The organism is Scandinavium sp. UTDF21-P1B (assembly GCF_040750395.1).
In the GTDB taxonomy this organism is placed as follows: Bacteria; Pseudomonadota; Gammaproteobacteria; order Enterobacterales; family Enterobacteriaceae; genus Scandinavium.
The window spans coordinates 17,291-38,051 of sequence record NZ_JBFLVD010000007.1 but is presented as its reverse complement, the minus strand read 5'-3'; the positions used below and the strand labels follow the sequence as shown (position 1 = coordinate 38,051).

At 50.4% G+C, this 20,761-nt stretch carries 26 protein-coding genes and 1 pseudogene; 11 read left to right on the top strand and 16 right to left on the bottom strand.

Translation table 11 applies throughout. The annotated features are described in order from the left end of the window. The first annotated feature begins 306 nt into the window (after positions 1-306). Positions 307-636, top strand: coding sequence for a hypothetical protein (locus AB1287_RS03960; RefSeq protein WP_435617005.1), 330 nt, complete (start codon positions 307-309; stop codon positions 634-636). Here the strand turns inward: AB1287_RS03960 and AB1287_RS03955 are convergent. Continuing rightward, the gene (locus AB1287_RS03955) at positions 620-1,405 is read right to left on the bottom strand and encodes a DUF4225 domain-containing protein (protein ID WP_435617004.1); all 786 of its coding nucleotides are present in this window, start codon (positions 1,403-1,405) and stop codon (positions 620-622) included. The two genes, AB1287_RS03960 and AB1287_RS03955, sit on opposite strands and share 17 nt — an antisense overlap. 208 nt (positions 1,406-1,613) lie before the next feature. On the opposite strand from AB1287_RS03955, the pseudogene AB1287_RS03950 reads away from it, so the two are divergent. Further along, a pseudogene (locus tag AB1287_RS03950) lies at positions 1,614-2,227 on the top strand (tyrosine-type recombinase/integrase); the annotation flags it as partial. Between the two features lie 144 nt (positions 2,228-2,371). Here AB1287_RS03950 and AB1287_RS03945 read toward each other — a convergent pair. The 4 genes from AB1287_RS03945 to AB1287_RS03930 all read right to left on the bottom strand — a co-directional run bounded on the left by AB1287_RS03945 (position 2,372) and on the right by AB1287_RS03930 (position 4,593). Further along, the gene (locus AB1287_RS03945) at positions 2,372-3,088 is read right to left on the bottom strand and encodes a PP2C family serine/threonine-protein phosphatase (RefSeq protein ID WP_435617003.1); all 717 of its coding nucleotides are present in this window, start codon (positions 3,086-3,088) and stop codon (positions 2,372-2,374) included. A 3-nt stretch (positions 3,089-3,091) separates the two neighbouring features. Then, positions 3,092-3,421 carry a protein kinase domain-containing protein gene (locus AB1287_RS03940; RefSeq protein ID WP_435617007.1) on the bottom strand — a complete coding sequence of 110 codons (330 nt, stop codon included), beginning with the start codon at positions 3,419-3,421 and terminating at the stop codon, positions 3,092-3,094. Positions 3,422-3,501: 80 nt separating this feature from the next. Next, positions 3,502-3,864: a hypothetical protein gene (locus tag AB1287_RS03935; RefSeq protein WP_435617002.1), complete on the bottom strand. Its 363-nt coding sequence runs from the start codon at positions 3,862-3,864 to the stop codon at positions 3,502-3,504. A gap of 381 nt (positions 3,865-4,245) precedes the next feature. Next, on the bottom strand, positions 4,246-4,593 hold the full coding sequence (locus AB1287_RS03930) for a helix-turn-helix domain-containing protein (RefSeq protein WP_436799817.1): 348 nt from the start codon (positions 4,591-4,593) through the stop codon (positions 4,246-4,248). Positions 4,594-4,691: 98 nt separating this feature from the next. Between AB1287_RS03930 and AB1287_RS03925 the strand changes: the two genes are divergently transcribed. Further along, entirely contained in the window at positions 4,692-4,949 is a 258-nt protein-coding gene (locus AB1287_RS03925) for a helix-turn-helix domain-containing protein (RefSeq protein WP_435617001.1), read from the top strand. A gap of 307 nt (positions 4,950-5,256) precedes the next feature. Here the strand turns inward: AB1287_RS03925 and AB1287_RS03920 are convergent, their stop codons facing one another. Next, positions 5,257-5,919 (bottom strand): TetR family transcriptional regulator, encoded by a 663-nt coding sequence (locus tag AB1287_RS03920; protein ID WP_435617000.1) that lies wholly within the window; start codon positions 5,917-5,919, stop codon positions 5,257-5,259. 127 nt (positions 5,920-6,046) lie between these two features. Here AB1287_RS03920 and AB1287_RS03915 point away from each other — a divergent pair, with 127 nt between their 5' ends. Next, entirely contained in the window at positions 6,047-6,706 is a 660-nt protein-coding gene (locus tag AB1287_RS03915) for an O-methyltransferase (protein ID WP_435616999.1), read from the top strand. A gap of 81 nt (positions 6,707-6,787) precedes the next feature. Then, positions 6,788-7,981, top strand: a complete 1,194-nt coding sequence (locus AB1287_RS03910) for an arabinose transporter (protein ID WP_435616998.1) — start codon at positions 6,788-6,790, stop codon at positions 7,979-7,981. Between the two features lie 133 nt (positions 7,982-8,114). On the opposite strand, the gene AB1287_RS03905 is transcribed toward AB1287_RS03910, so the two are convergent. From AB1287_RS03905 to AB1287_RS03885, 5 genes are all read right to left on the bottom strand, one after another. Beyond that, the gene (locus AB1287_RS03905) at positions 8,115-10,283 is read right to left on the bottom strand and encodes a peptidase domain-containing ABC transporter (protein WP_435616997.1); all 2,169 of its coding nucleotides are present in this window, start codon (positions 10,281-10,283) and stop codon (positions 8,115-8,117) included. Continuing rightward, the gene (locus AB1287_RS03900) at positions 10,283-11,536 is read right to left on the bottom strand and encodes an HlyD family secretion protein (RefSeq protein ID WP_435616996.1); all 1,254 of its coding nucleotides are present in this window, start codon (positions 11,534-11,536) and stop codon (positions 10,283-10,285) included. Before AB1287_RS03900 ends, AB1287_RS03905 begins: the two co-directional genes overlap by 1 nt. Positions 11,537-12,222: 686 nt before the next feature. Continuing rightward, the gene (locus tag AB1287_RS03895; RefSeq protein ID WP_312627866.1) at positions 12,223-12,858 is read right to left on the bottom strand and encodes a carbonic anhydrase; all 636 of its coding nucleotides are present in this window, start codon (positions 12,856-12,858) and stop codon (positions 12,223-12,225) included. 98 nt (positions 12,859-12,956) lie between these two features. Continuing rightward, entirely contained in the window at positions 12,957-13,301 is a 345-nt protein-coding gene (locus AB1287_RS03890) for a DUF1294 domain-containing protein (RefSeq protein WP_312627868.1), read from the bottom strand. A gap of 40 nt (positions 13,302-13,341) precedes the next feature. Beyond that, positions 13,342-13,974 carry a DNA-binding protein gene (locus tag AB1287_RS03885; protein WP_312627869.1) on the bottom strand — a complete coding sequence of 211 codons (633 nt, stop codon included), beginning with the start codon at positions 13,972-13,974 and terminating at the stop codon, positions 13,342-13,344. A 181-nt stretch (positions 13,975-14,155) separates the two neighbouring features. Between AB1287_RS03885 and AB1287_RS03880 the strand changes: the two genes are divergently transcribed. Together AB1287_RS03880 and AB1287_RS03875 are read left to right on the top strand one after the other, a co-directional pair. Then, positions 14,156-14,386 carry a (4Fe-4S)-binding protein gene (locus AB1287_RS03880; RefSeq protein ID WP_312627870.1) on the top strand — a complete coding sequence of 77 codons (231 nt, stop codon included), beginning with the start codon at positions 14,156-14,158 and terminating at the stop codon, positions 14,384-14,386. Positions 14,387-14,398: 12 nt separating this feature from the next. Beyond that, positions 14,399-14,671: a GNAT family N-acetyltransferase gene (locus tag AB1287_RS03875; RefSeq protein ID WP_435616995.1), complete on the top strand. Its 273-nt coding sequence runs from the start codon at positions 14,399-14,401 to the stop codon at positions 14,669-14,671. A 58-nt stretch (positions 14,672-14,729) separates the two neighbouring features. Here AB1287_RS03875 and AB1287_RS03870 read toward each other — a convergent pair whose 3' ends face one another. Then, on the bottom strand, positions 14,730-15,629 hold the full coding sequence (locus tag AB1287_RS03870) for a LysR substrate-binding domain-containing protein (protein WP_435616994.1): 900 nt from the start codon (positions 15,627-15,629) through the stop codon (positions 14,730-14,732). 100 nt (positions 15,630-15,729) lie between these two features. Here AB1287_RS03870 and AB1287_RS03865 point away from each other — a divergent pair, with 100 nt between their 5' ends. Continuing rightward, entirely contained in the window at positions 15,730-16,338 is a 609-nt protein-coding gene (locus tag AB1287_RS03865; RefSeq protein WP_435616993.1) for a short chain dehydrogenase, read from the top strand. A 50-nt stretch (positions 16,339-16,388) separates the two neighbouring features. Here AB1287_RS03865 and AB1287_RS03860 read toward each other — a convergent pair whose 3' ends face one another. Then, on the bottom strand, positions 16,389-16,547 hold the full coding sequence (locus tag AB1287_RS03860) for a YqaE/Pmp3 family membrane protein (protein WP_312627877.1): 159 nt from the start codon (positions 16,545-16,547) through the stop codon (positions 16,389-16,391). Between the two features lie 156 nt (positions 16,548-16,703). Here AB1287_RS03860 and AB1287_RS03855 point away from each other — a divergent pair, with 156 nt between their 5' ends. Then, a complete protein-coding gene (locus tag AB1287_RS03855) occupies positions 16,704-16,883 on the top strand; it encodes a hypothetical protein (protein WP_312627879.1) in 180 nt (59 codons plus the stop codon). A 34-nt stretch (positions 16,884-16,917) separates the two neighbouring features. On the opposite strand, the gene stpA is transcribed toward AB1287_RS03855, so the two are convergent. Then, positions 16,918-17,319, bottom strand: a complete 402-nt coding sequence (gene stpA / locus AB1287_RS03850) for a DNA-binding protein StpA (RefSeq protein ID WP_312627881.1) — start codon at positions 17,317-17,319, stop codon at positions 16,918-16,920. 676 nt (positions 17,320-17,995) lie between these two features. On the opposite strand from stpA, the gene alaE reads away from it, so the two are divergent. After that, on the top strand, positions 17,996-18,433 hold the full coding sequence (alaE, locus tag AB1287_RS03845; protein ID WP_312627883.1) for an L-alanine exporter AlaE: 438 nt from the start codon (positions 17,996-17,998) through the stop codon (positions 18,431-18,433). Positions 18,434-18,471: 38 nt separating this feature from the next. Here alaE and AB1287_RS03840 read toward each other — a convergent pair whose 3' ends face one another. Next, on the bottom strand, positions 18,472-18,816 hold the full coding sequence (locus AB1287_RS03840; RefSeq protein ID WP_312627885.1) for a DUF2002 family protein: 345 nt from the start codon (positions 18,814-18,816) through the stop codon (positions 18,472-18,474). A 160-nt stretch (positions 18,817-18,976) separates the two neighbouring features. Between AB1287_RS03840 and AB1287_RS03835 the strand changes: the two genes are divergently transcribed. After that, entirely contained in the window at positions 18,977-19,303 is a 327-nt protein-coding gene (locus tag AB1287_RS03835) for a DUF883 domain-containing protein (RefSeq protein ID WP_312627887.1), read from the top strand. A 64-nt stretch (positions 19,304-19,367) separates the two neighbouring features. Here the strand turns inward: AB1287_RS03835 and AB1287_RS03830 are convergent, their stop codons facing one another. Then, positions 19,368-20,729 (bottom strand): PLP-dependent aminotransferase family protein, encoded by a 1,362-nt coding sequence (locus AB1287_RS03830; protein ID WP_435616992.1) that lies wholly within the window; start codon positions 20,727-20,729, stop codon positions 19,368-19,370. Positions 20,730-20,761 lie beyond the last annotated feature (32 nt).

The window sequence follows — 20,761 nt, the reverse complement described above, 5'->3', positions numbered from 1 at the left end:
GATTATCCGTGGCGATTCAAACATATTAAATAAAACAATTAGTTACATGAGAGAACAGCCCCTTTTTCTTTGGCAGTATCGGCCAACGGATAGCAGCAACCTCCTTCTATGGTCTGTCCTTCCACCCTTCCAGTTAAAGAGATAAGCACATTAAGGGTGTCTGCTTATCAGGACCTTCCACAAAATAAACCAACCACTCCTGCCTCAATCAAAATAGCAAGGTACTTAACGACCGCTGAAAAAAAACTTGTATTGAAGCTTGTTCATAATAGAATTGAGTTCAAATACTTATGCCAGGGATCAGTCATGGATGATATCGAAGTTAAAATGCGGGAGTTTGGTTTCACTGATAAAGAACTAAAAAAGTTCCGCGACTATCAGCAACAAGATGATAAGGGAACAATCCTTTATCAGTTAAAAGGACTAAAACGTGGATTTTATATTATGGTGCTCCTTTATTCTTTGCTTGCGATAAGATGGGGCTACTCATTAATGACTGGCGACAAAAGCTCAATTATAGCGTTCTCTTTTATATTGCTACTATTCGCATTTGCTCTGTACATAGCAGCCCCATTCAGGCTAGCATTTAAATCTGTCTGTTTTTTAAAAAAACACAAATTTACTGGTTATCGTTGATTGATTTTAATGCCATGCTGTCATTATACATTTCAAGAATTAAATCCGCTTTACTCATCTGTTTAAGGCCACGGACATAGTCACTGGGAATATAATGGAATAAACGCCAGGCGCTGGATTTAAGAGTTAGCCTGGCGAGTCCATAACCCGACAAGGTAAGATCCATCACGCTGAAAGCCGTTGCGCCAGCCCGTGTCTGAAACCCAGCAAACTCGGCTACGGCAATGTAGCCTTCTTTCATAAAACCAACGGTATCATCCCTACTTTCAACAATGTTAACGATTCCCTCATGGATTGCATTAGCGCCATGCAGAACAAGCATAGAACCAAACGCCATTCCTATTATATTTCCCGGAGCAGATGCAAAAACAACTGCTACACCACCAACTATCTGAAGCGTGCCCGATACAATGCTTATACCATCTACAACATAGCTCCAGACGCCTTTTTCATGTTTAACCGTAATAGAAGTATGAATTTTGGCCATTCCATGGCGTAGCCGACTATCCTGTTCCTTAAGATTTTCAGTCTCTTGCTTTATATTCCGAAGAAATTCTTTTCGTTCGTTATCCGTCTTTGCGTTTTCAATCGCCCTTAAGTTCCCATTGATAAAAAACCTGATTTCAGACTCAAACCTATCGCGTATAAAAAAATCTTTCAAATGCCTTACAGCCACGCTTTTAGCCGTATCCAGTAAGCGATCGGCTTCGAGTTTAGCCATAATTAAAAAATAATTCGAATTACTTCCTGAGTTTAAAATAAGATCCATATTAAAAGCCTGTAGACATCCCAAAGTGAGAATGTATCTTAACAATCGAGCAGTATTAAAAGGGTGTTTTTTATAAATTTTGGGATTTTAGAGCGAGCAAAATTCCCAAATATGAAATTGGGGCTCCATGATGTAAAAGAAAAATAATGATCTGTTCAGCCAAAGCTTCTGCATTACAGTCAGACCATTGGCTGTGCTTACAGTACATTGTACAAACGAGATAATGATTTATTCGGTGAACATTGGTCTGATTGATGTCAACCCCGCTTCAGGTGTTGGGACGGCCTTTGAAAAGCCTAATAAACAAAACATGCCGACGCTACGGCCAGAAGAATTGCCGAAACTAATGCGCTCTTTGGTGATGTCGAATCTGTCTGTTCTGACTTGCTGTCTTATTGAGTGGCGGCTTCTGACCCTTTTGCGCCCTTCTGAGGCTTCCGGGGATCAGTGGGCAGAAGTCGATCTCGATGCAAAGCTCTGGACTATTCCTGCCGAGCGGATGAAAGCTAAGCGGGAACACATTGTTCCTTTATCCGCTCAAGCGTTAGATATTCTAGAGGTGATGAAACCTATTAGTGCCCATCGTGAACATGTTTTCCCAGTAGAAATGACCCTAAACAGTCAATGAATAGCCAAACAGCCAATGCTGCGCTGAAGAGAATTGGTTATAGTGGAAAGCTTGTTGCACATGGTTTGCGTTCTGTTGCCAGTACAGCCATTAATGAAGCCGGATTTAACCCTGATGTAATTGAGGCTGCGTTAGCTCATTCTGACAAAAACGAAGTTAGGCGTGCCTACAATCGTTCAATTTATTTAGAATAGAGAATCACCTTAATGGATTGGTGAGACGAATATTGTAAAAAAAACTTACCCATTTCAATGATATGCTATTTCAAGAATAGAAGACATTTTAAAAATAAATTCAAGCGAGCTAAAATTTAGCTCGCTTATAATTCACATACAATTTCAGCTTACTTTTACGCCAATAAAAGTATAATCGTCAACAATGTTCTTCTCGATCCTTTTCCTCAAGCTACTCGCAAAGGCAGAAGGAGAATTCATTGTTTTTTCAGAAAATTTGGGTCTGGCATCCCAATATTTATAAGCTCCATCAGACATTGCATAAATTTGAAGAATACCATTGAACTTTAGCTCATCAATTGGTAAAGATATTAGCTCAAAATTCAAATCAGTTGTATTCGATAGAGCATTAATTAAAATTGAAGACAATCTTTCTTTATGATTCCTCAAATTACGTAACTTATGCTCCCCTGAGTCAAGAAGCTCTTGATATCTAGTTTGATCTGTTGTTAGCTGATTTAATTTATTATTTTTACTGAAATAGACACGACAATCACCAGAATGTCCAATTAACACCTCATTATCTTTAATGTGAATAATTGTTAACGTTGTAGCTGTGCTAATACTTAAATTATCAATTTCTTTTTTAGCTGCATGAAATGCCCCTTCAATAGAGAAAGAGCTTTGCCCGAGCACTTGCTTGATACCTAGAATAGCAGCATGCGATGCAAGAATTGAATGTTCTGAAGAGCCAACACCATCAGCCACAGCAAAAACTATATTAAAGTTACTATCATATGACGGAGGTAAATAAAAATCTTCATTTTCATTTTTTTCGGGTTGTTTTGAGCTAAAACAAGACATTTCAATTATATTATTCATAGTTTAAACCCCCGTCACCTTTATAAAATCTTCCAATAACTCCTGTGTATCTTGATATCGTTCTTCAGGCCAATGAGCACAACATTTAGCTATCAACCTTCTTAATTTATCGCTTCTCCCCGAACAATATATGTCAGCAATGATTTTCCCTACAGCAAATATATCAGTTTGAAAAGAGAAAAGACCGCTTTCATGTATCTCTGGAGCTCGGTAACCATCAGTACCCATCTGATTCGGATTAAACTTTGTTTTAACCTCAGCTCGTAAGGTGCCTCTATCTTTTACAAGACCGAAATCAGTTATTTTATATTTTCCACTGGAATAATAAAGTATATTCCCAGGTTTTAGATCGCAATGTATATAATTATTTCATGTATGGTAACAATCCCCTTTAAGTTCTGAATGACGGCTGATTACTTCTCAGCATCACTCATACCATTGCGAATAGATTCATATAAATTGCACTCAGCCAACTCCATTACAAAATATGGTTTGTCGCCATTTGTATTAAAAAGAACTATTGGCGCAATAGAATCATAATTTATTCTATTGAGAATGCATTGCGTTTTTATTTCAACTAAAAAACGCTGTCTCAAGTCAGTTAACTCTTTTATTGCTGTGTCGTCATACTCTGGGCACGGCGCAAAATATTTGCGGGCATATGATGTTACGTTGGTATGCGTCAAATTGTGCACACCAACCTGAAACACTTCGCCAAATCCCCCACGGCCCAGCTTGCGACCGTCTTCAAGTAAATAATTACCGCACCGTTCCACGGCGCCCCTTCATTCTAAGTAATGGCATGATAAGATTGGGAAAACACATACAATTTTCTTTTTTATACACCGTTACTATTTGGCGCGCAATGCTTTCACCGACGGCCCAAAGCCGCGCCAGTGCGGCAGCGGTCGAAAAATTTGGGGTTTTGCATACATGGCTATTTTTGCGAAACTTTAGGTTTTTTTGGGGATTACGACACGGATTTTTGCAGGGTTGCTGTGCCTGACCATGGAGCAAGAACTGACACTCTTCAGGCGGTTATTTTTCCCGGCTATCTCAGGGATACCCTGTCTGGCCGAAATCCGATGAACATCAGAATGTAATGTCCTTACTCAGATCAGGCATAGGTAAGCATCTTTCAATACCAGAGCTCTGTGCTAAGGATTAATAATCAAAGTACTCCCTGGATTTCTCTTCTTATAACGGTGGTACTGCAAAATCAGCTCAGCCAGTTCGTCGTCAACTGCGTAGAAGTACGCTTCTGGTACATCGAGCACTGCAGCAATCTTGCAGACCAGCTTGAAGTCCGGGGAATGAACTTCCTTCTCATACGAACTGATACGAGCGCTTGCAGATTCTTCATCAAGACCCGCGCGAACGCCTAGTTCTGCTTGTTTTAAATCTGCACTAACTCTCGCAATTTTAAGTCTTTTACCGATCACAGTTGCATCCAGGTCCTGTTGAGATGCAAGAATTATCCTCCAGTAGCCGACTCCTCTCTTCATGATTTCCTTTACATATTCAAGCAATACTTTAAACAAGACCAAATAAAGAACAAAATTAAAGAATTACATGACTAATCACTGTTAATAAGGGAGCAATAATGTTTGAACATGAAGACTGGCACAAAGCCGATATCATCGCCGCACTGCATAAGCGTGGGACAAATATGGCGAAACTTTCACGGGAAGCGGGACTGGCATCTTCCACACTGGCGAACGTACTACTACGTCCGTGGCCGAAAGGAGAATGGATGATTGCTAATGCGCTTGGCCTACATCCGTCGGTGATCTGGCCGACGCGATACGTTGGTGATCCTGATAGCCGTTTACCGAGACAGAAGCTTAATCAGAATACATGACCATTTTTAACCGGGGCACTATGCCCCGGGTCTGTATGTGTTCAATTTCCCGAATCGACTAACCGGCACTTCATCTTTATCAACTGAAAAGCACACAGTATCTATTGCCCCTGCTGCGGTTGGCGGTTGTAGCCAACAGGCCTGCTCCAGTCGTCATCGTATTTAATATTTCCCACAATGCTTACATGAATCCGAACCTTTTAGGTGCCTTGTTAGGCACCTCATAATTTGTGCTCGACGATCGGCCGGATCAGTAGCTGTTGCTTTTTAACCCAGCAGCCCCGCAGAACCGACAGGCCACTGAATATCACCTGATGCCGTTGTCAGATGAGTGTGACGCCTCCGCCTGCACAGCCTTCAGCCAGGCAATCAGCATATCCGCCAGCGCATCAGAAAACAGATGAATATCATCATCATTGTGTGGATGAATGGAGTAACTGCTGCCCACAGAACCTAATGTGGTGGTAAGTAGCTCAAAAGCTACGCGGCGCTGTTCCGTGCTCGCCTCAGGCAACACTTCGGCAATAAACCGCTCGTAGATAACGTCGCCTACCGCGCTGCTCTCTTTGGCCTCCGGCGCATCCCGGTAGAGCGGAGCGGCGTCGTTGAGCGCCTGGCGCAGCTTCGCCTCCTCACATTCGGATTTAATAAACACCTGCACCAGCGTACGCAATCTCTCCATCGGTGGGACCTGCTGGTTTCCCAGAATAGCCTCCAGCGTTCCAAGGGTTTGCTGCCATTCGTCACTTTGTAAGCGGAACAGAATGGCGGCTTTGTTAGGAAAATACTGGTACACCGACCCGACGCTGACGCCAGCCTTCTCCGCTACCCTGGCGGTGGTGAAGCGGGCGGCCCCCTCTTTTTCAAGAACCTGAATAGCCGCCTGCACAATGGCGGAAACCAGCTCCGTTGAACGTGCCTGTTTTGGCTGTTTTCTTGATGAAATCAGAGGCTTAATTCTGGGTGGCATCGGTCGTCCCTCTCGTATCTGAATGCGAATAGTTTATGCGACTATTTCGTCGTATTCTTTAAAAAATTGACGAATCAGTCGCATTTTAGGCTTCTCTTGTCACCTGTTCAACTTTTAAGGATTTACTATGTCGACCACCCTTACGACCGCACCGCTGGCAGCGTTATTAGATTCACTTTTTGAGCAAGCCAACAGCGCAGCGAGTTCTTCTCTGGCGATGATCCCACGCAGCGACCGGGAGCGCATGATGACCAGCAAGACGGAATATCGCGAACTGTACGGTCATCTGAAAGATCTTTGGCTCCCTGTGACGCGTGAAACCGGCACGCTGCTTTATATGCTGGCACGTAGTATTCGCGCTGAGCATATTATTGAGTTTGGCACGTCATTCGGTATTTCCGCACTGCACCTGGCGGCGGCGCTTGAAGATAACGGCGGCGGTTTGCTGATCACCAGCGAATTTGAGCCGGGCAAAGTTGCAAAAGCGCGCGAACATATTCATGCCGCCGAGCTGGCAGCGCGGGTCGATGTGCGCGAAGGCGATGCGCTGCAGACGCTGGCGAAGGATCTTCCCTCCTCTATTGATATGGTGCTGCTGGACGGTGCAAAAGCGCTTTATACGGAAATTCTGGCGCTGCTTGAGCCGCGACTGCGCCCTGGTGCGCTGATTATTGCCGATAATGCTGACTACAGCCCGGAATATCTGGAGTATGTGCGTAATCCGCAGAACGGTTATTTCTCCGTGCCGTTTGCGGACGATGTGGAATTAACGTATCGCATCGGCTGATCCTTCCCGATTTATTTCCTGACGACTCATCAATGGCGCTCTGCCTTTTTTGAGAACAACTTACAGATTAAAAAAAGCGTTATGATTGAACAACAAAATCAAATTTCACAGGGTAAGAATGTCTTTCTGACGTTACTACCGGGCGTTCTCGCCATCTTTATCGGCTTTCTCATTATGGGAATGCAGCTTCCGGTATTGCCGGTATATCTGCATGACACCCTCGGCGCAAGCACGCTGATGGTCGGCGTGGTTATTGGCTCCCAGTTTGTGGCGGCGCTGCTGTCCCGCTCATGGGCCGGGAACTTCGCGGATATCCACGGAGCGAAACGAGCAACGGTGATAGGCCTGTTAGTGATCGCCGCTTCCGGGATCCTTTATCTGCTCTCACTGCTGTTTCTGCACACCCCGGCAGTGTCGGTCGGAGTGCTGTTGGCGGGGCGCATTGTGCTGGCACTCGGCGAAAGTCTGCTGGTGACGGGTGCTATGGGATGGGGGATCGGCCTGGTCGGCGCGCGTAACGCCGGGAAGGTGATGTCCTGGAACGGCATTGCAATGTACGGTGCCTACGCGCTGGGTGCACCGCTCGGTATTGCCTTTAACGCCTGGGGTGGTTTCTTCGGGCTTTCCCTGGCCGCGCTGCTGGTGCCGTTTCTCGCGCTGCTGATTATTGCCCGCGTGCGCGCCGTGGTGCCGACCTCAACGACAAAAACGCCGTTTTACAGCGTGCTGAGTGCAGTCTGGAAACCGGGTCTTGGACTGGCACTGTGCAGCGTGGGATTTGGCGTTATCGAAGCGTTTATTGCCCTGCTGTTTACAGCCCATCACTGGGGTAACGCCTCGCTGGCATTTACCGCCTTTGGCCTCGCGTTTATCGTGGCGCGCCTCTTCTTCGGCCATCTGCCGGATAAACTGGGCGGCGCAAAAGTAGCGCTGGTGTGCGTGGTAATTGAAGCCCTGGGGCAACTGCTTATCTGGCGGGCCGACACCGCAATGCTTGCGTATCTCGGCGCGGCACTGACCGGCTTTGGCTATTCGCTGGCGTTTCCAGGCTTCGGTGTGGAAGCGGTACGCCGCGCTCCGCCACAGACCAGCAGCCTGGCGATGGGTGCATATGTAGCTTTCCTCGATATCTCATTAGGGATCACCGCGCCTCTGGCGGGTGCACTGGCGGGAAAATGGGGCATTAACACAGTCTATCTGGCGAGTGCCGGGGCCGTTGCGCTGTCGGTGATTATGGCGCTGTTATTAATGGCAGGACGCAAAAATCAAGCCTGACAGACCCGACATACTTAAAGATTTATGCTCATCCTGAATGTCGTTAACGTTGGGCTGACTCGTCTGTCGTGGCAAGTCAGCCCAACCTTCCGCCCTGTCTCACCTTCCTTTTTCTCATCAAAATGGGAAAAAACTATAAAAACACTTCATCAATAATGTCCTGCCGCTTCAGCTCCCTAAAACTCCCCTCCTCCAGATACACAACCCGATCCGCAGAAGCGATAGTTTCCGGGCGATGGGCAATCAGCAGAACGGGAAGCCCCAGCTGGCGTAGCGTCTGGCTTATCTGGATCTCACTTTCTACATCGAGATGGCTGGTCGCTTCATCCAGCAGCAGTAACCCCGGTTTCTTATACAGCGCCCTGGCCAGCAGAATACGCTGCTTTTGCCCTCCGGAAAGCCCTCCGCCGGTTTCACCAATTAATGTCTGGTATCCCATCGACATCGCCCTAATATCGCCGTCGATAAGCGCCAGCCTGGCGCACTGGATCATCCATTCATGGTTGCGATCGTCGCTGAAGAAAATAATGTTATCGGCAACAGAGCCGCGGAACAGATAATCATCCTGCAACACGGTCCCGATTCGCTGGCGAACCTGAAAATAATCCGGATGCGTATGCGGTATACCCAAAGTCCGAATCGTTCCCTCATCAGGGGTGTGAATGCCAAGAATGAGCTTCACCAGCGTCGATTTGCCACAGCCAGATTTACCCGTAATGGCCACGACCTCACTGGCATGAAGCGTCAGCGACAATCCTTTGATTATCGGTTTATTCCCGCCCTTGTGGCAGAAAACAATGTGCTCAAGTGAGAGTGAAGAATGCACATCTTCAACCCCAACGTTCCTGTAGACGGAAGGAACCACAGAGGAGCTGTTATCCTCCGTCGAAGGCGGCTGATGACCCTCGGCTGGCGTCAGAACGATATCGGCCAGGCGTTCGTTATAAACATCAAGCATACGCCAGGAGAAAAAGTTGTCCGTCAGCGTGCTGATGCTGGATGAAAAGCGCCCCTGATAGGAGAGATAGGCAACCAGCATGCCGACGGTAAAGGTGCCGTTCAGCACTTCGCCTGCGCCTTTCCACAAAATAACCGCCGATACCACGCTGCTGGTCAGGGTATGCGCAATGTCATAGCACATCAGCAAGCGGCTCTGGCGAAGCTGCGTATTTCTGCGGATGACGTTGAGATTCAACCAGGCTGCCTCGCGGTGCGCCGTCACGCCGTTAATTCTCAGGCTCATGATACCGTTGAGCGTTTCCAGAAAATGCCCGGACTCGCGCGCATCGGCATCCCAGACATCCTCCGCAGAGCGTCGCAGAGCCGGGTACCACAACGCTCTTAGCAGGCCATAGATAACGGCGGCCAATACCGCTATCAACGTCAACTCCGTGCTATAGAGCAGCATCATGCAAAGTGCGGTGACAACAAGCAATACGTCCAGAACCCCTTCCAGAACCTGCGTAGTCAGCGCCTGCTGGATGTTATCCACTGCGTCAAAACGGGCATTCACGCTTCCTTTGCTGCGGGCATCAAACCAGGTGAGAGGAAGGCGAACCAGATGATGGAAAACCCGGGCCGTCCACTGCATGTTGAAATTCACAGACAGCGTAATCGTGGCCCACTGCCGGGCCAGCGACAGCAGCATCTGAGTCAGGGATAACAGCAGCAGGGCAATAATAATAACGACCAGCAGACTTCGATCGGCGGCCACCAGCACCTCATCAATCACCAGCTGGTTGAGAAGGGGTCCGCCGAGCGCAAGAAGCTCCAGCACAAGCGCAAAGATAATGATGCGAAGCAGGGCGGGCAGCAGGCCAGGGGTCTTGCCGGTCAGCTGCCGCAGGTGAATTCTCTGCCTCTCATCCCTGACCGTGAAATCACTGGCTGGCGTCAGCTCCAGCGCCACGCCGGTGAAGTGCTTCCCTGCGTCCTGCAAGGAAATGGTCACCCTTCCCTTGTCGGGATCGTGGATCTCCAGCCTGTTCCCGCGAATCTTATGCAGCACCACAAAATGATTCATATTCCAGTGGAGAATGCACGGCAGAGAGAGTGATTTCAGCTCTTCAAGCTCCAGGCTGACTGCCCGTGCGGAGAGCCGGATAACGGCCGCACATTCAATCAGCCTGCGCAGCGTCATCCCCTGCGTACTGATGCTGAAGCGCTCGCGTAGCGTGGGTAAATCCGTCTGTAAGCCATGCCAGCAGGCCATCATCGCCAGGCATGCCAGACCGCATTCTGCTGACTCCGTTTGCCGGATGACGGGAAGCTGTTTTCGCCCTGCCCATTTTAGTGCTTCCATTACAGTTTTCCTTTCAGGCTCCAGATGGGCTCCGTCAGCCACTCCCAAAGATGGCGGGTATCCAGGCTGACGTCTCCCTCCAGCGTCATGCCAGGGCGCAGGGGCTCATTCTTTCCATAGGCCAGGATAAACGTGCTTTCGGGTTCAACGATGACGCGATAGTGACCCTCATCCTCTTTCCATGTCACGGGAGATAAAGTGAGTAAATCCGCAGGCGCCAGCGTTGTGCGGCTGATTTCACGGATAGCGCCGTACTGAACGCCAAACTTCTGGTACGGGAATGCAGCGAACCGGAGTGCCACTCTTTGCCCAGGCCGAATGAAGCCTGCATGTTTGCTGGTCGCATAGAGTTCGATTTGCAGACGTGCGTTATCGGGCATCAGCGTCATCACAGGTACTGACGTTCTGACGGGCTGACCTTGCCTGACCAGTACCGCCGCAACGGTGCCGGAAACGGGCGCGGTCAGCGTAAACTTTTCCTGTCCTGCCAGCTCTGCCTGCTGTTGCCCGATGGCCTGCAACTGCCTGTCCAGCTCTGCCCTGCGGCTTTCCCCCTGCAGAATAAGGTGCTGAAGATCGTCTTCAGCGGTTTTCATGGCGGTATGCAGCTGCAAAAGCCCCTGACGCCGATCTTCAGCATTTTGCCGGGCGGCGGAAACCTCGATTTGTTTCTGCTGATACTCCACCTTAGAGACGTAATGCGTGCCCGCCAGCTTTTGATAACGCCCCATGACGGACGTAGCCAGCGCGACCTGATGCTCAGCAAGCAGCAGCCGCTGCTCTGCACTTTTCATCTGCGGCAGCAAAGCAGCTATTCGCTGCTGTATTGCTTCCTGCTGTTGGCGGTTATCACGCGACTCCAGCACCTGCTGAGAAGCCAGCATGGCATACTGCATTTTCAGGGACAGGCTCATGGCCGCCAGCGTGCCAGTGCCCTGCCCGTTATAGTGTTCGCCGCTGATATGGTAAAGAGGCTCACCAGCCACGACGCGTTGCCCTTCTGACGCCGTTAATTTTGTCACGTAGCCATTATATTGCGGCGTTATTTTTACCAGCCCGGAGGAAGGCATAACAATGCCGGAGAGATGCGCTTTGCGGGTATAGCTGGCAGAGTAAATAAAGAACCCAATACCTAATGCCAAAATAAAAGTGGCAATGGCGCTACCGCACATGACAGAAGATGACGGGATAATAATGTCGCCATGCGCCACATCATTACTGTGCTCAATGGCTTCTTTTCTGAAGATGCTCATTATTGTTTTTTATATCCTGATCATGGCGGCTCAGGGTATTACCGCCCATCCCTATTTAAATTTTCGCCCGAAAAGTCGAAGGTAGATGTTAAGGCCACACCGGGTTACGGCAATAAGTGCGGTTATCATAGCCAAGAACTTCGCTAACAGTTCGCTTTTGGGTCCATTATCCACATCCATAACGTTAGCGAACTTTAATAATCCAAATCCGACAACAAACAGAAGTAAATAAACCAAGAAATATAAAACTTTCCCATAAAGAAGCTCACCATTGTACTTTATTGTATTTTCCATAAAGGCAATTTGAGTTTTACAGGCTGAGAATTAATACCGGAAGGAGATATATGTAATAAAATGTAACTTATAAAATCAACAAGACACATTGTTAAATAAACAAGTTATATAAGCCATTAATTATTTATCGATTTAAACAGGGTGGAACGCGACTTCAATACCATGACTTTGAGCAGTTTTATCACTCCTTATATCAGCATGTTCGCGAAATCAGGCCGGTTGCAATAAGAGTATTCCATCCAAAACCGTTATAAATAAATCACAGCAAAATCATAATGCTCATAAATACAGAAAAGCCATCAGAAGATTATTACGGAAAACAGCGATTCAGAATCGGCCTACGCTACGCCCCTGCCCATCAGGGGCAAAGGCGCACTAAAACTAAAGCGGGTTTATTCGAAGCAAACGTCCGGATTGTCCGCCAGCGAGACGAAGGTCTTGCTGTTTTTATCCAGGGTGCGGATCACGCCGCTTTCAATGTCGTACACCCAGCCGTGAAGACGCAGGGCGTTGTCGCGCAGGCCCACAGCCACTGACGGATGCGTCTTGATATTGTTCAACTGAGCGATGACGTTCTCTTCCACCATCGCGTTAACTTTATCGGTTTCGTTATCCCAGGTTTTCTTCTCGACTACCGCTCTGGCGGCATCTGCATAGTGCAGCCAGTGCGCCACGGCAGGCATAGGATCCAGACACTGGCAGGTCGCAATCGCTTTCATCGCGCCGCAGTTCGAGTGTCCGCAAATGACGATATCCGTTACACCCAGTGCGACTACGGCATATTCGATGGTGGCGGAAACGCCGCCCGGCTCCGGGCCGAAAGAAGGAACGATATTCCCTGCGTTACGAATCACGAACAGCTGGCCTGGCTCCTGCTGCGTGACCAGCTCCGGCACAAGACGGCTGTCGGAACAGGAAATAAACAGCGCTTTTGGGTTCTGGCTGGAAGCGAGGCTGCGGAACAGCTCTTTACGCTGCGGGAAAACCTCTTTCTGGAAGTTAAGAAAACCTTCGATGATATGCTGCATAGCACCTTCTCTCATGTTGTATGCGTATTGTTATGATAAAGATCACACTGCAACTGTCCAGTAAGAGATGCGTAACATAAGCAGTTTCGCCACCCTCGCTAAATTCCCTGCGTTGTTCTCCAGTAGCCAAACCCTGCCACAGCCAGCACGTTGACGACCACGCTCAGCATAAACCAGGTTTTAAATGGCTGTTTCTGCGTTTTGTGGCGAAACATTTGCTGGCCGAGCAGCGCACCGGGCCAGCCGCCCGCCAGGCCAAACAGCAGCAGCGTTTTTTCCGGTACGCGCTGCCAGCTTTTACGCGCCGCGTATTTATCGGCCCCGTAAATGACCAGCGTGACGACGCTGGCTAACAGAAACCAGGCCACCGCAGAATGCGCCACGTTCAGGCTTAGCAGGAGCGCCAACAGCAGCAAACCATAACAGAGATAATTAACTTTCATGGGCGGATATTCCTTTCCGGCAAATATAGAGGTCCGACAATTATTCGCTGACGCGCCGATAAACCGGCACCCTGCGCGTCGTTCCTGTGAGCGAATCGAACGCGTCCACTTCGGCGGTGGCAATCCTCATGCCGGATTTTCTCAAGGTGGAGACGTCCGCCGCGATGCGCTGCATGCCGAACCAGAACAGGCCGTCGAGCGCGGTCACCTGCAGCCCGTTCTCCAGCGCCAGCTTCAGGCGCTCGCGCGGGGGCTTCACCTGCCGGGCTATCTCCTGATACGGCGTATTCGTCGTCTCGCCTGAGGTCACGCGGCGAATGCGGTTTGAAAAGCGATAGCGGAAGGCGTCAGGGATCTGGCTGAGATCGGTTTTCAGGCTGTAAACGCAGCCATAGCGGTTATCGCTGATGGTCACGGCTTTGCGGCTGAGCAGCAGTTCAGCGCGCAGGCGGTCGATCAGCTGCGGTGCACGGATGAGCTGCAAACGAAAAGGCAGCTCGAAGCTGGTCACGTAGTCCACGTTCAGAAGCGCCAGACGCAGGCGTGCTTCGCTGCCGGCCTTTTCCTGGCGACACTCGTCCAGCACTTCCGCCCACTGCTGAGCAAGCCGTGGCGCTTCATTGATTTCGGTGAACTGGTATTTTTCAATCTGGTAATCGATGCGTGCTGCCATGGCTGCTTCCTTACCCGCCTGCCGTCAAAGGTTGCTCACTTTACCGCATAAAACTTATTCAGCGCTATCTCAACCCGTTCGGTATCCTGATGCACGCCTTGATCTGCATCCTTTCCGCATCACCACTACAACAGGTCTATGCTTACCGCTGAAGTGACGAATAAAAAACAGAGGCATTGTCGTGGATAAAGAATTAATTGATGCGGGCTACCGTTTGTATACCGGTGAGAAAATTGACGTCTATTTTAATACCGGCCTTTGCCAGCACTCCGGTAACTGCGTGCGGGGCAGCAGCGCGCTGTTTAACCTGAAGCGTAAACCGTGGATCATGCCGGACAACGTCGATACCCAAACCGTACAGCGCGTAATCGATACCTGCCCGAGCGGGGCGCTGAAATACCGTCTGAAATAAGCTGAGGGAACCATGGACATTCTGGAAAGCAACACCAGTTTTTACGTTAACGACGCCAACGGTAATCGGGTCGCCGAAGTCGTGTTCGTGCCCACTGGCGAGCATCTGACAATCATCGAGCACACCGATGTAGATGAAAGTCTGAAGGGCCAGGGCATTGGCAAGCAGCTGGTCGCAAAAGTGGTGGAACGTATGCGCCGTGAAAACCGCAAAATCATTCCGCTTTGCCCGTTCGCCAAACATGAGTTCGACACCACGCCGGAATACGCCGACATTCGTGCGTAATCTTTTGCCAGTGGAGAGCGCCTTCTTCGCTGGCAGTTAATTCTCCCGCCATCGCCATTTAGCGTAAATGACGCTGCGCGGCCACTTCCTCCCGAAGATGAGCAATGAATCCGCTCAGTTTTGGCAGCGGGTGTAAATCCTGACGATACAGCAACGTCACGGGCCTCGGGGCGGGTAACCAGTCGTCCAGCACGCGCACCAGACGGCCATCACGAATGTCCTCATTGAGCAAGATTTCCGGCTGCAGCAGCAGGCCCGCCCCGGCGATCGCTGCCATTTTCAGTCCCAGTCCGTCGTTACACGCCAGCACCGGATCGCGTCGCCATGGGGTTTCCGCCTCGTAACCCGTGAGGTGCCACTCAGTTCTGGCGGTCCAGATCATGTGGGACAGGCAACGATGCGCGGATAAATCCGCAGGCGCTTTCGGCACGCCATAGCGGGCAAGGTAGTCCGGCGAAGCGCATATCGCCATCCTGTACTGGCACAGCGGTTTTGCCACCAGGTCGCTGTCGCGCAGATCGCCAATGCGCACGGCTAAATCAAATCCTTCTTCCAGCAGATTAACCACCCGATTGCTGAGGTCGAGCTCCACCCGCACATCCGGGTAGCGCTGTAAAAAAGTAGCCACCGCCGGAGCCACCACGCAGGCACCAAAGGAGGTGGGCGCGCTGATGCGCAGCGTACCCGAAGGCGCCGCCCGAAGACGTTCGACGGAGGCTTCAGCGGCAGCGACCTGCTCCAGCACCCGTCGACACTCCTCCACGTAAACGCGTCCAGCCTCCGTCAGGCTCTGGCGGCGGGTGGTTCTGTCGAGCAGGCGCACGTTCAGCGTCGATTCGAGGTGGCTGATATATTTCCCGACCATCACTGCGGAAATCTCCAGCCGTGCCGCCGCGCCGGTAAAATTCCCGCAGTCGGCGACCGCCACGAAAATTTCCATACTGCGAAGCTTATCCATATTACTAACCATGGGTTAAGAATGAATGAACTGACAGACAGTTTATCGCACAGATGATTCAGGAAAGAATAACCCCGGGAACAAAAATGAGGAGCTGATAATGAAAATTGTGATTGTGGGTGCCAGCGGAACCCTTGGCCGCGCGGTAGCAGCCGAACTGGAAAAACAGGGCGAGCACGAGCTGATTCGCGTGGGCCGCCATCATGGCGATCTTCAGGTCGATTTAACCGACGAAGCCAGCGTAGACGCGCTGTTCGCCCGCACCGGAAAAGTCGATGCCATTATCGCGACGATGGGCAACGTGTTCTTTGGCCCGCTGAGCAAGATGACCGCAGAAAACTTTTCCGTGGGCCTGCAGGACAAGCTGCTCGGCCAGGTACGCCTGGCGCTCAAAGGGCAGCACGTGCTCAATGACGGCGGTTCCATCACCTTAACCAGCGGCATTATTGCCGATGAACCTATTGCGCAGGGGGTGAACGCCACCGCCGTTAACGCCGCGCTCGCCGGTTTTGTAAAAGCGGCCGCCTGTGAGCTACCGCGAGGGCTGCGCATCAACCTGGTCAGCCCGACAATGCTGACCGAATCTGAAGCCGACTACGGCGCCTTTTTCCCCGGATTCGAAAGCGTTCCGGCATCGCGTGCGGCAATGGCCTATCGTCGCAGCGTGGAAGGCATTCAAAGCGGGCAGGTATTTAAGGTCGGGTATTAAGGTCGAAGGTCAGTGAAAAAGGGATCGCATAAGCGATCCCTTTTCTGTTCTTAGTCGCGAGTCTGCACCCAAAATGCGTGGATCAAACCCGGAATATAGCCGAGCAGCGTCAGCACAATATTAATGATAAACGCCCAGCCAAAACCTTTGCCGAGCAATACGCCAAGCGGTGGGATCAGAATAGTAAAAACGATACGCCAGAAACCCATACAAACTCCATGCAATTAAATACCAAAAACAATGACTTTAAGCGTAGCCATTGTCGCCCGCATCGCCATTTTCGCCCATCGCGTTTACCCTCTTTTACCTTTGGCCCTGATATGCGCTAAGGTATAACGTCACCCCCCTAAAAAAAGGAGAGCACAATGTATTCCGTTGGCGATCTGGTGCAGCCCAAAATGGGCGGCCCAAAAATGAAAGTAATCGACGTTCATGGCGATCAGATTGTTGCCGTGGCGGCGAATGATGAACAGGGGCAAAAATATACTCTGAAAGCGGTAGATGTTGCACCCTATCAGGAAGACGGGGATTTTGGCGTGTGCTGAAAAAACGGTGAGGGAAACCTCACCGTCGCGTACGTTAAATCAGAAAATCGTCGAGAGATTTGCCATTGGCAATAGCCTGAGCGATCGGTTTTGGCATTCTGCCCTGACCCGTCCAGGATTTCTGCTCACCGTTAAGATCGGTGAAACGGTATTTTGCCGGGCGAGCCGCACGTTTTTTACCTGCAGCCGCTGGTGCCGCGGCATCCCCCAGTAGCTCGTCAGGAGAAATCCCTTCCGCTTTCATAAGCTCCAGCAAGCTGTTGATTTTCTCCTGCTTCTCAGCCAGACTTTCACGTAAAGTTTCTTCTTCACTGCGTTTTTCTTCAGTCACGATCCTGAATTTTTCCAGCATCTCTTCAAGAACGTCAATGGAGAATTCTCGCGCCATGGCGCGCAGTGTACGAATATTATTGAGTTTATGTAACATAACAGACATATAGTTTTTAAATTCCTTTCCGCTGGCTAAAAAATGATACTAGCGAAATGATTATATTATAATGAACGCTATTTTTCCACCGACAGCAGGCTAACACCCTCTAATTACATTTTTAATTAAATATATCCCCTACAACATTTTTGTTCGTTTTTTTAATATCGGCTCACAGACTATTCTTAATTTGAATAAATGATCCCGGGCAGAAATTTCTTTAATCCCGCATCGAAGGCAAACTCTTTCTTCTTTGTCAGGCGGTTAGCCCGCCTATCGCCACGCGCCACACCGCATAAATAGTCACAAAAACAGAATGTAAAATCAAACAACAAAGAAGCATAAAAAACCTTAAAAACAACAAGAATAAGATTCTTACACTAAAACCACCATCCATGACAGATCCGCTCCAGTAAACCATTCTGAGCACAGCCAGTCACTTTCATAAAAACTCACAACTAACTGATAAATATAAATAAATTAAACAATGACAACAAAAATAGCGTCGCAAAGAGAAAAGTTATCGCAACAGAGGATTTTATTGAAAAAAAGGCGATAAATAAAAATCTTTATCTAGTTGTTACTTGCAATGCAGACAGATACTCTATGCCAGAAATCAGAGCCAACCCAAAGCACTGTTGACAAGCCCGATTCCCTGTTTTTCCTTCTATCAAGGAGCATACCGATGTTCTCTGCGCAGTCTCGCCTGCGTCATGCGGCAGCAGACACTTTCGCCATGGTGGTCTACTGTTCCGTCGTGAACATGCTGATTGAAATATTTCTCTCCGGTATGAGCTTTGAGCAGTCACTTTCTTCGCGTCTGGTCGCCATTCCGGTCAACGTCCTGATTGCATGGCCATACGGTTTTTACCGTGACTGGGTTATGCGTCTCGCCCGTCGTATCAGCCCGGAAAAGTGGATGAAGAGCCTTGCCGATGTGCTGGCCTATGTCACCTTTCAGTCACCGGTCTATGTCGTGATCCTGCTTGCTATCGGGGCGAACTGGCATCAGATTGCCGCGGCGGTGAGTTCGAACTTTTTGGTGTCGATGATGATGGGAGCCGTATACGGCTATTTCCTCGATTACTGCCGTCGTCTGTTTCGCGTCAGCCAGTACGCCTGACGCTAAGTACCGCGACTGGCCTGATGCCAGTCGTCGGCTTATTGTCCTTCGCCAAACAATCCATTCAGGAAACGTTCGAGCGCAATACGCGAGCTGAAGCCGTGCGGTATTCCATAATGCTCCTGCGCATCGCCGCCTAAATAGAGCGGAAACTGTTGATAATGGTCGCAGGTTTTAATTTCTGAAGCCGGATCTGCCAGCAAATAGCTGCGCTCTTTGAGTGCCGGATGAATAATCAGCGCCGTTCTGCCCATCCTTGCTTCGCGATTCACATAGACATAATTATCGCCACGGCGATAGCCGTAAATTTTCTGCGTCACTTCGTCCATCGTGAATCCGACTTTTTCAAGAACGCGCGCCACCTCATCAGGTCGTAAATACATATGCTTTCCTCGTTATCCTGTACAGCCACGCCACCTTACAGTATTCAGCAATAGCATCGCTTTCAGAAAAATCCATAAACGGCGTGATAAGGCGTGATTCACCTCCGGGGAATAAAATCTGTCCTAAGCTTAATGTCATCGTTCACCAAGGGAGGATCCCATGTTTAACAGACCTAATCGCAATGATGTAGACGAGGGCGTTGAGGATATTCATAACGACGTCAGCCAGCTGGCTGATTCGCTTGAAGAGGTACTCAAATCCTGGGGCAGCGATGCCAAGGATGAAGCGGATGCCGCACAGCGCAAAGCAAAATCGCTGCTGCGCGAAACGCGCGCCAGAATGCAGGGGCGTACCCGTGTGCATCAGGCTGCCCGCGACGCAGCAGGCTGCGCGGACACCTTCGTACGGGACAAACCCTGGCAGAGCGTGGGGGCTGCGGCCGCCATCGGCATCTTTATTGGCGCTTTACTGAGTTTGCGTCGATAATTAAAGCGTAATGCTGATAATAAATACGCGTCCGCCCCGGCAGGCTTCTGGTCTGTCGGGGCTTTTATTTTGCCTGGGCGATGACGTTCGCCAGCATCCGCACCTGCTGTCGGGCCATCGCCAGGTTTGCGATATTGGTGAAGCTCATGAGTAATCCTTTTTCACCCACGCTGTTCATTCGCCAGTCGCTCAGCGCCTGCACCGCCAGACGAGCTTCGCGACCGCGTTGCGCCAGTTCACGATCGTCGCCGTCAACCGGCATCACCAGCTGAATGCCGCCCTGCTGTGGCTTCACCCTGAAACCCTGCTCCGTCAGCGCCTGCTCCAGCCATTGCCTGCGCTGCGCGTAATGCAGCCGCATTTTTTTCAGATGGCGCCAGAAATGGCCCTCGCGCATAAAATCCGCCAGCGTCATTTGCCACAGCAACGGCACGCCGCAGGCCGCCAGCGAAGCCTGTTCGCGGAACGCAGCCACCTGAGGCAGCGGCACCACCAGCCATGCAGTGCGAAGCGCAGGGAACATCGCCTTGCTGAACGTTCCGGCGTAAATCACCCGCTGCGGTGCATCGAGGCTTTTGATCGGCGGCAGCGGTTTGCCCTGGTAACGAAACTCGCTGTCATAATCATCTTCAATAATCCACGCCTCGCGCTGTGCGGCCCACTCCAGAAGCTGGTGTCGACGAGGCAGCGACAGCGCCACGCCAAGCGGGCTCTGGTGAGCAGGCGTTAACAGCGCAAAACGTGCATCGGTTGCCGTTCTGACGCCTTCCTCCACGCACAGCCCTTCGTCATCCACCGACACCGGGCAACAGACCATTCCCTGACGCGCAATCAGCGGGCGAATCAGTGGAAAACCCGGATCTTCGAGCCAGATCTTATCCCCCAACCTGCCTAGCGTTTGCAGAATAAGCGTCATTGAAGCCGCAAAACCGGTGGTGATAAAGACCTGTTCCGGAAGACACTCAATACTTCTGGAAAAGCGCAGGTATTCGACAATCGCCGAGCGCAGCGCTATTTCACCGCACACGTCACCAAGCGCCAGATCGAAGCGGGTTTGCGTGCGCAGCCGTCGTCCCATCACTCTGGCCCATAGTGCACGCGGAAAGAGATCGAGCGCGGGGAGCCCCATCTGAAACGGCTGAGGTTCAGGCTGTTCGCCGCCGTACCACACCGGCTCCGTGACCGCCGGACCTGGCACCACACCTGCGCTGACAAAAGTTCCCGCCTGCCCGCGCCGCTCAAGCCAGCCCTGCGCCACCAGCTCCCCATACGCCGCTTCCACCGTTGCGCGTGACACGCCGAGCTCCTGCGCATACACGCGGCTGGCGGGCAACCTCTTCCCGGGCTGGAGTTCGCCCTGTTCAATGGCTGATTTAAGCTGGCGAGCAAGCTGCTGATAGCGTGGCCCGCGTGAAATATCCTTCATGGTCTGGTTTTTCACTCAAAATATGGCTCTGG

Coding starts and splice junctions, on each gene's coding strand:
- AB1287_RS03830 (WP_435616992.1), bottom strand. CDS start 20,729: ATGAAGGATATTTCACGCGGGCCACGCTATCAGCAGCTTGCTCGCCAG.
- alaE (WP_312627883.1), top strand. CDS start 17,996: ATGTTCTCTGCGCAGTCTCGCCTGCGTCATGCGGCAGCAGACACTTTC.
- stpA (WP_312627881.1), bottom strand. CDS start 17,319: ATGTCTGTTATGTTACATAAACTCAATAATATTCGTACACTGCGCGCC.
- AB1287_RS03910 (WP_435616998.1), top strand. CDS start 6,788: ATGATTGAACAACAAAATCAAATTTCACAGGGTAAGAATGTCTTTCTG.
- AB1287_RS03900 (WP_435616996.1), bottom strand. CDS start 11,536: ATGAGCATCTTCAGAAAAGAAGCCATTGAGCACAGTAATGATGTGGCG.
- AB1287_RS03945 (WP_435617003.1), bottom strand. CDS start 3,088: ATGAATAATATAATTGAAATGTCTTGTTTTAGCTCAAAACAACCCGAA.
- AB1287_RS03875 (WP_435616995.1), top strand. CDS start 14,399: ATGGACATTCTGGAAAGCAACACCAGTTTTTACGTTAACGACGCCAAC.
- AB1287_RS03855 (WP_312627879.1), top strand. CDS start 16,704: ATGTATTCCGTTGGCGATCTGGTGCAGCCCAAAATGGGCGGCCCAAAA.
- AB1287_RS03930 (WP_436799817.1), bottom strand. CDS start 4,593: ATGAAGAGAGGAGTCGGCTACTGGAGGATAATTCTTGCATCTCAACAG.
- AB1287_RS03840 (WP_312627885.1), bottom strand. CDS start 18,816: ATGTATTTACGACCTGATGAGGTGGCGCGCGTTCTTGAAAAAGTCGGA.
- AB1287_RS03860 (WP_312627877.1), bottom strand. CDS start 16,547: ATGGGTTTCTGGCGTATCGTTTTTACTATTCTGATCCCACCGCTTGGC.
- AB1287_RS03905 (WP_435616997.1), bottom strand. CDS start 10,283: ATGGAAGCACTAAAATGGGCAGGGCGAAAACAGCTTCCCGTCATCCGG.
- AB1287_RS03895 (WP_312627866.1), bottom strand. CDS start 12,858: ATGCAGCATATCATCGAAGGTTTTCTTAACTTCCAGAAAGAGGTTTTC.
- AB1287_RS03870 (WP_435616994.1), bottom strand. CDS start 15,629: ATGGATAAGCTTCGCAGTATGGAAATTTTCGTGGCGGTCGCCGACTGC.
- AB1287_RS03885 (WP_312627869.1), bottom strand. CDS start 13,974: ATGGCAGCACGCATCGATTACCAGATTGAAAAATACCAGTTCACCGAA.
- AB1287_RS03835 (WP_312627887.1), top strand. CDS start 18,977: ATGTTTAACAGACCTAATCGCAATGATGTAGACGAGGGCGTTGAGGAT.
- AB1287_RS03920 (WP_435617000.1), bottom strand. CDS start 5,919: ATGCCACCCAGAATTAAGCCTCTGATTTCATCAAGAAAACAGCCAAAA.
- AB1287_RS03925 (WP_435617001.1), top strand. CDS start 4,692: ATGTTTGAACATGAAGACTGGCACAAAGCCGATATCATCGCCGCACTG.
- AB1287_RS03960 (WP_435617005.1), top strand. CDS start 307: ATGGATGATATCGAAGTTAAAATGCGGGAGTTTGGTTTCACTGATAAA.
- AB1287_RS03890 (WP_312627868.1), bottom strand. CDS start 13,301: ATGAAAGTTAATTATCTCTGTTATGGTTTGCTGCTGTTGGCGCTCCTG.
- AB1287_RS03865 (WP_435616993.1), top strand. CDS start 15,730: ATGAAAATTGTGATTGTGGGTGCCAGCGGAACCCTTGGCCGCGCGGTA.
- AB1287_RS03915 (WP_435616999.1), top strand. CDS start 6,047: ATGTCGACCACCCTTACGACCGCACCGCTGGCAGCGTTATTAGATTCA.
- AB1287_RS03955 (WP_435617004.1), bottom strand. CDS start 1,405: ATGGATCTTATTTTAAACTCAGGAAGTAATTCGAATTATTTTTTAATT.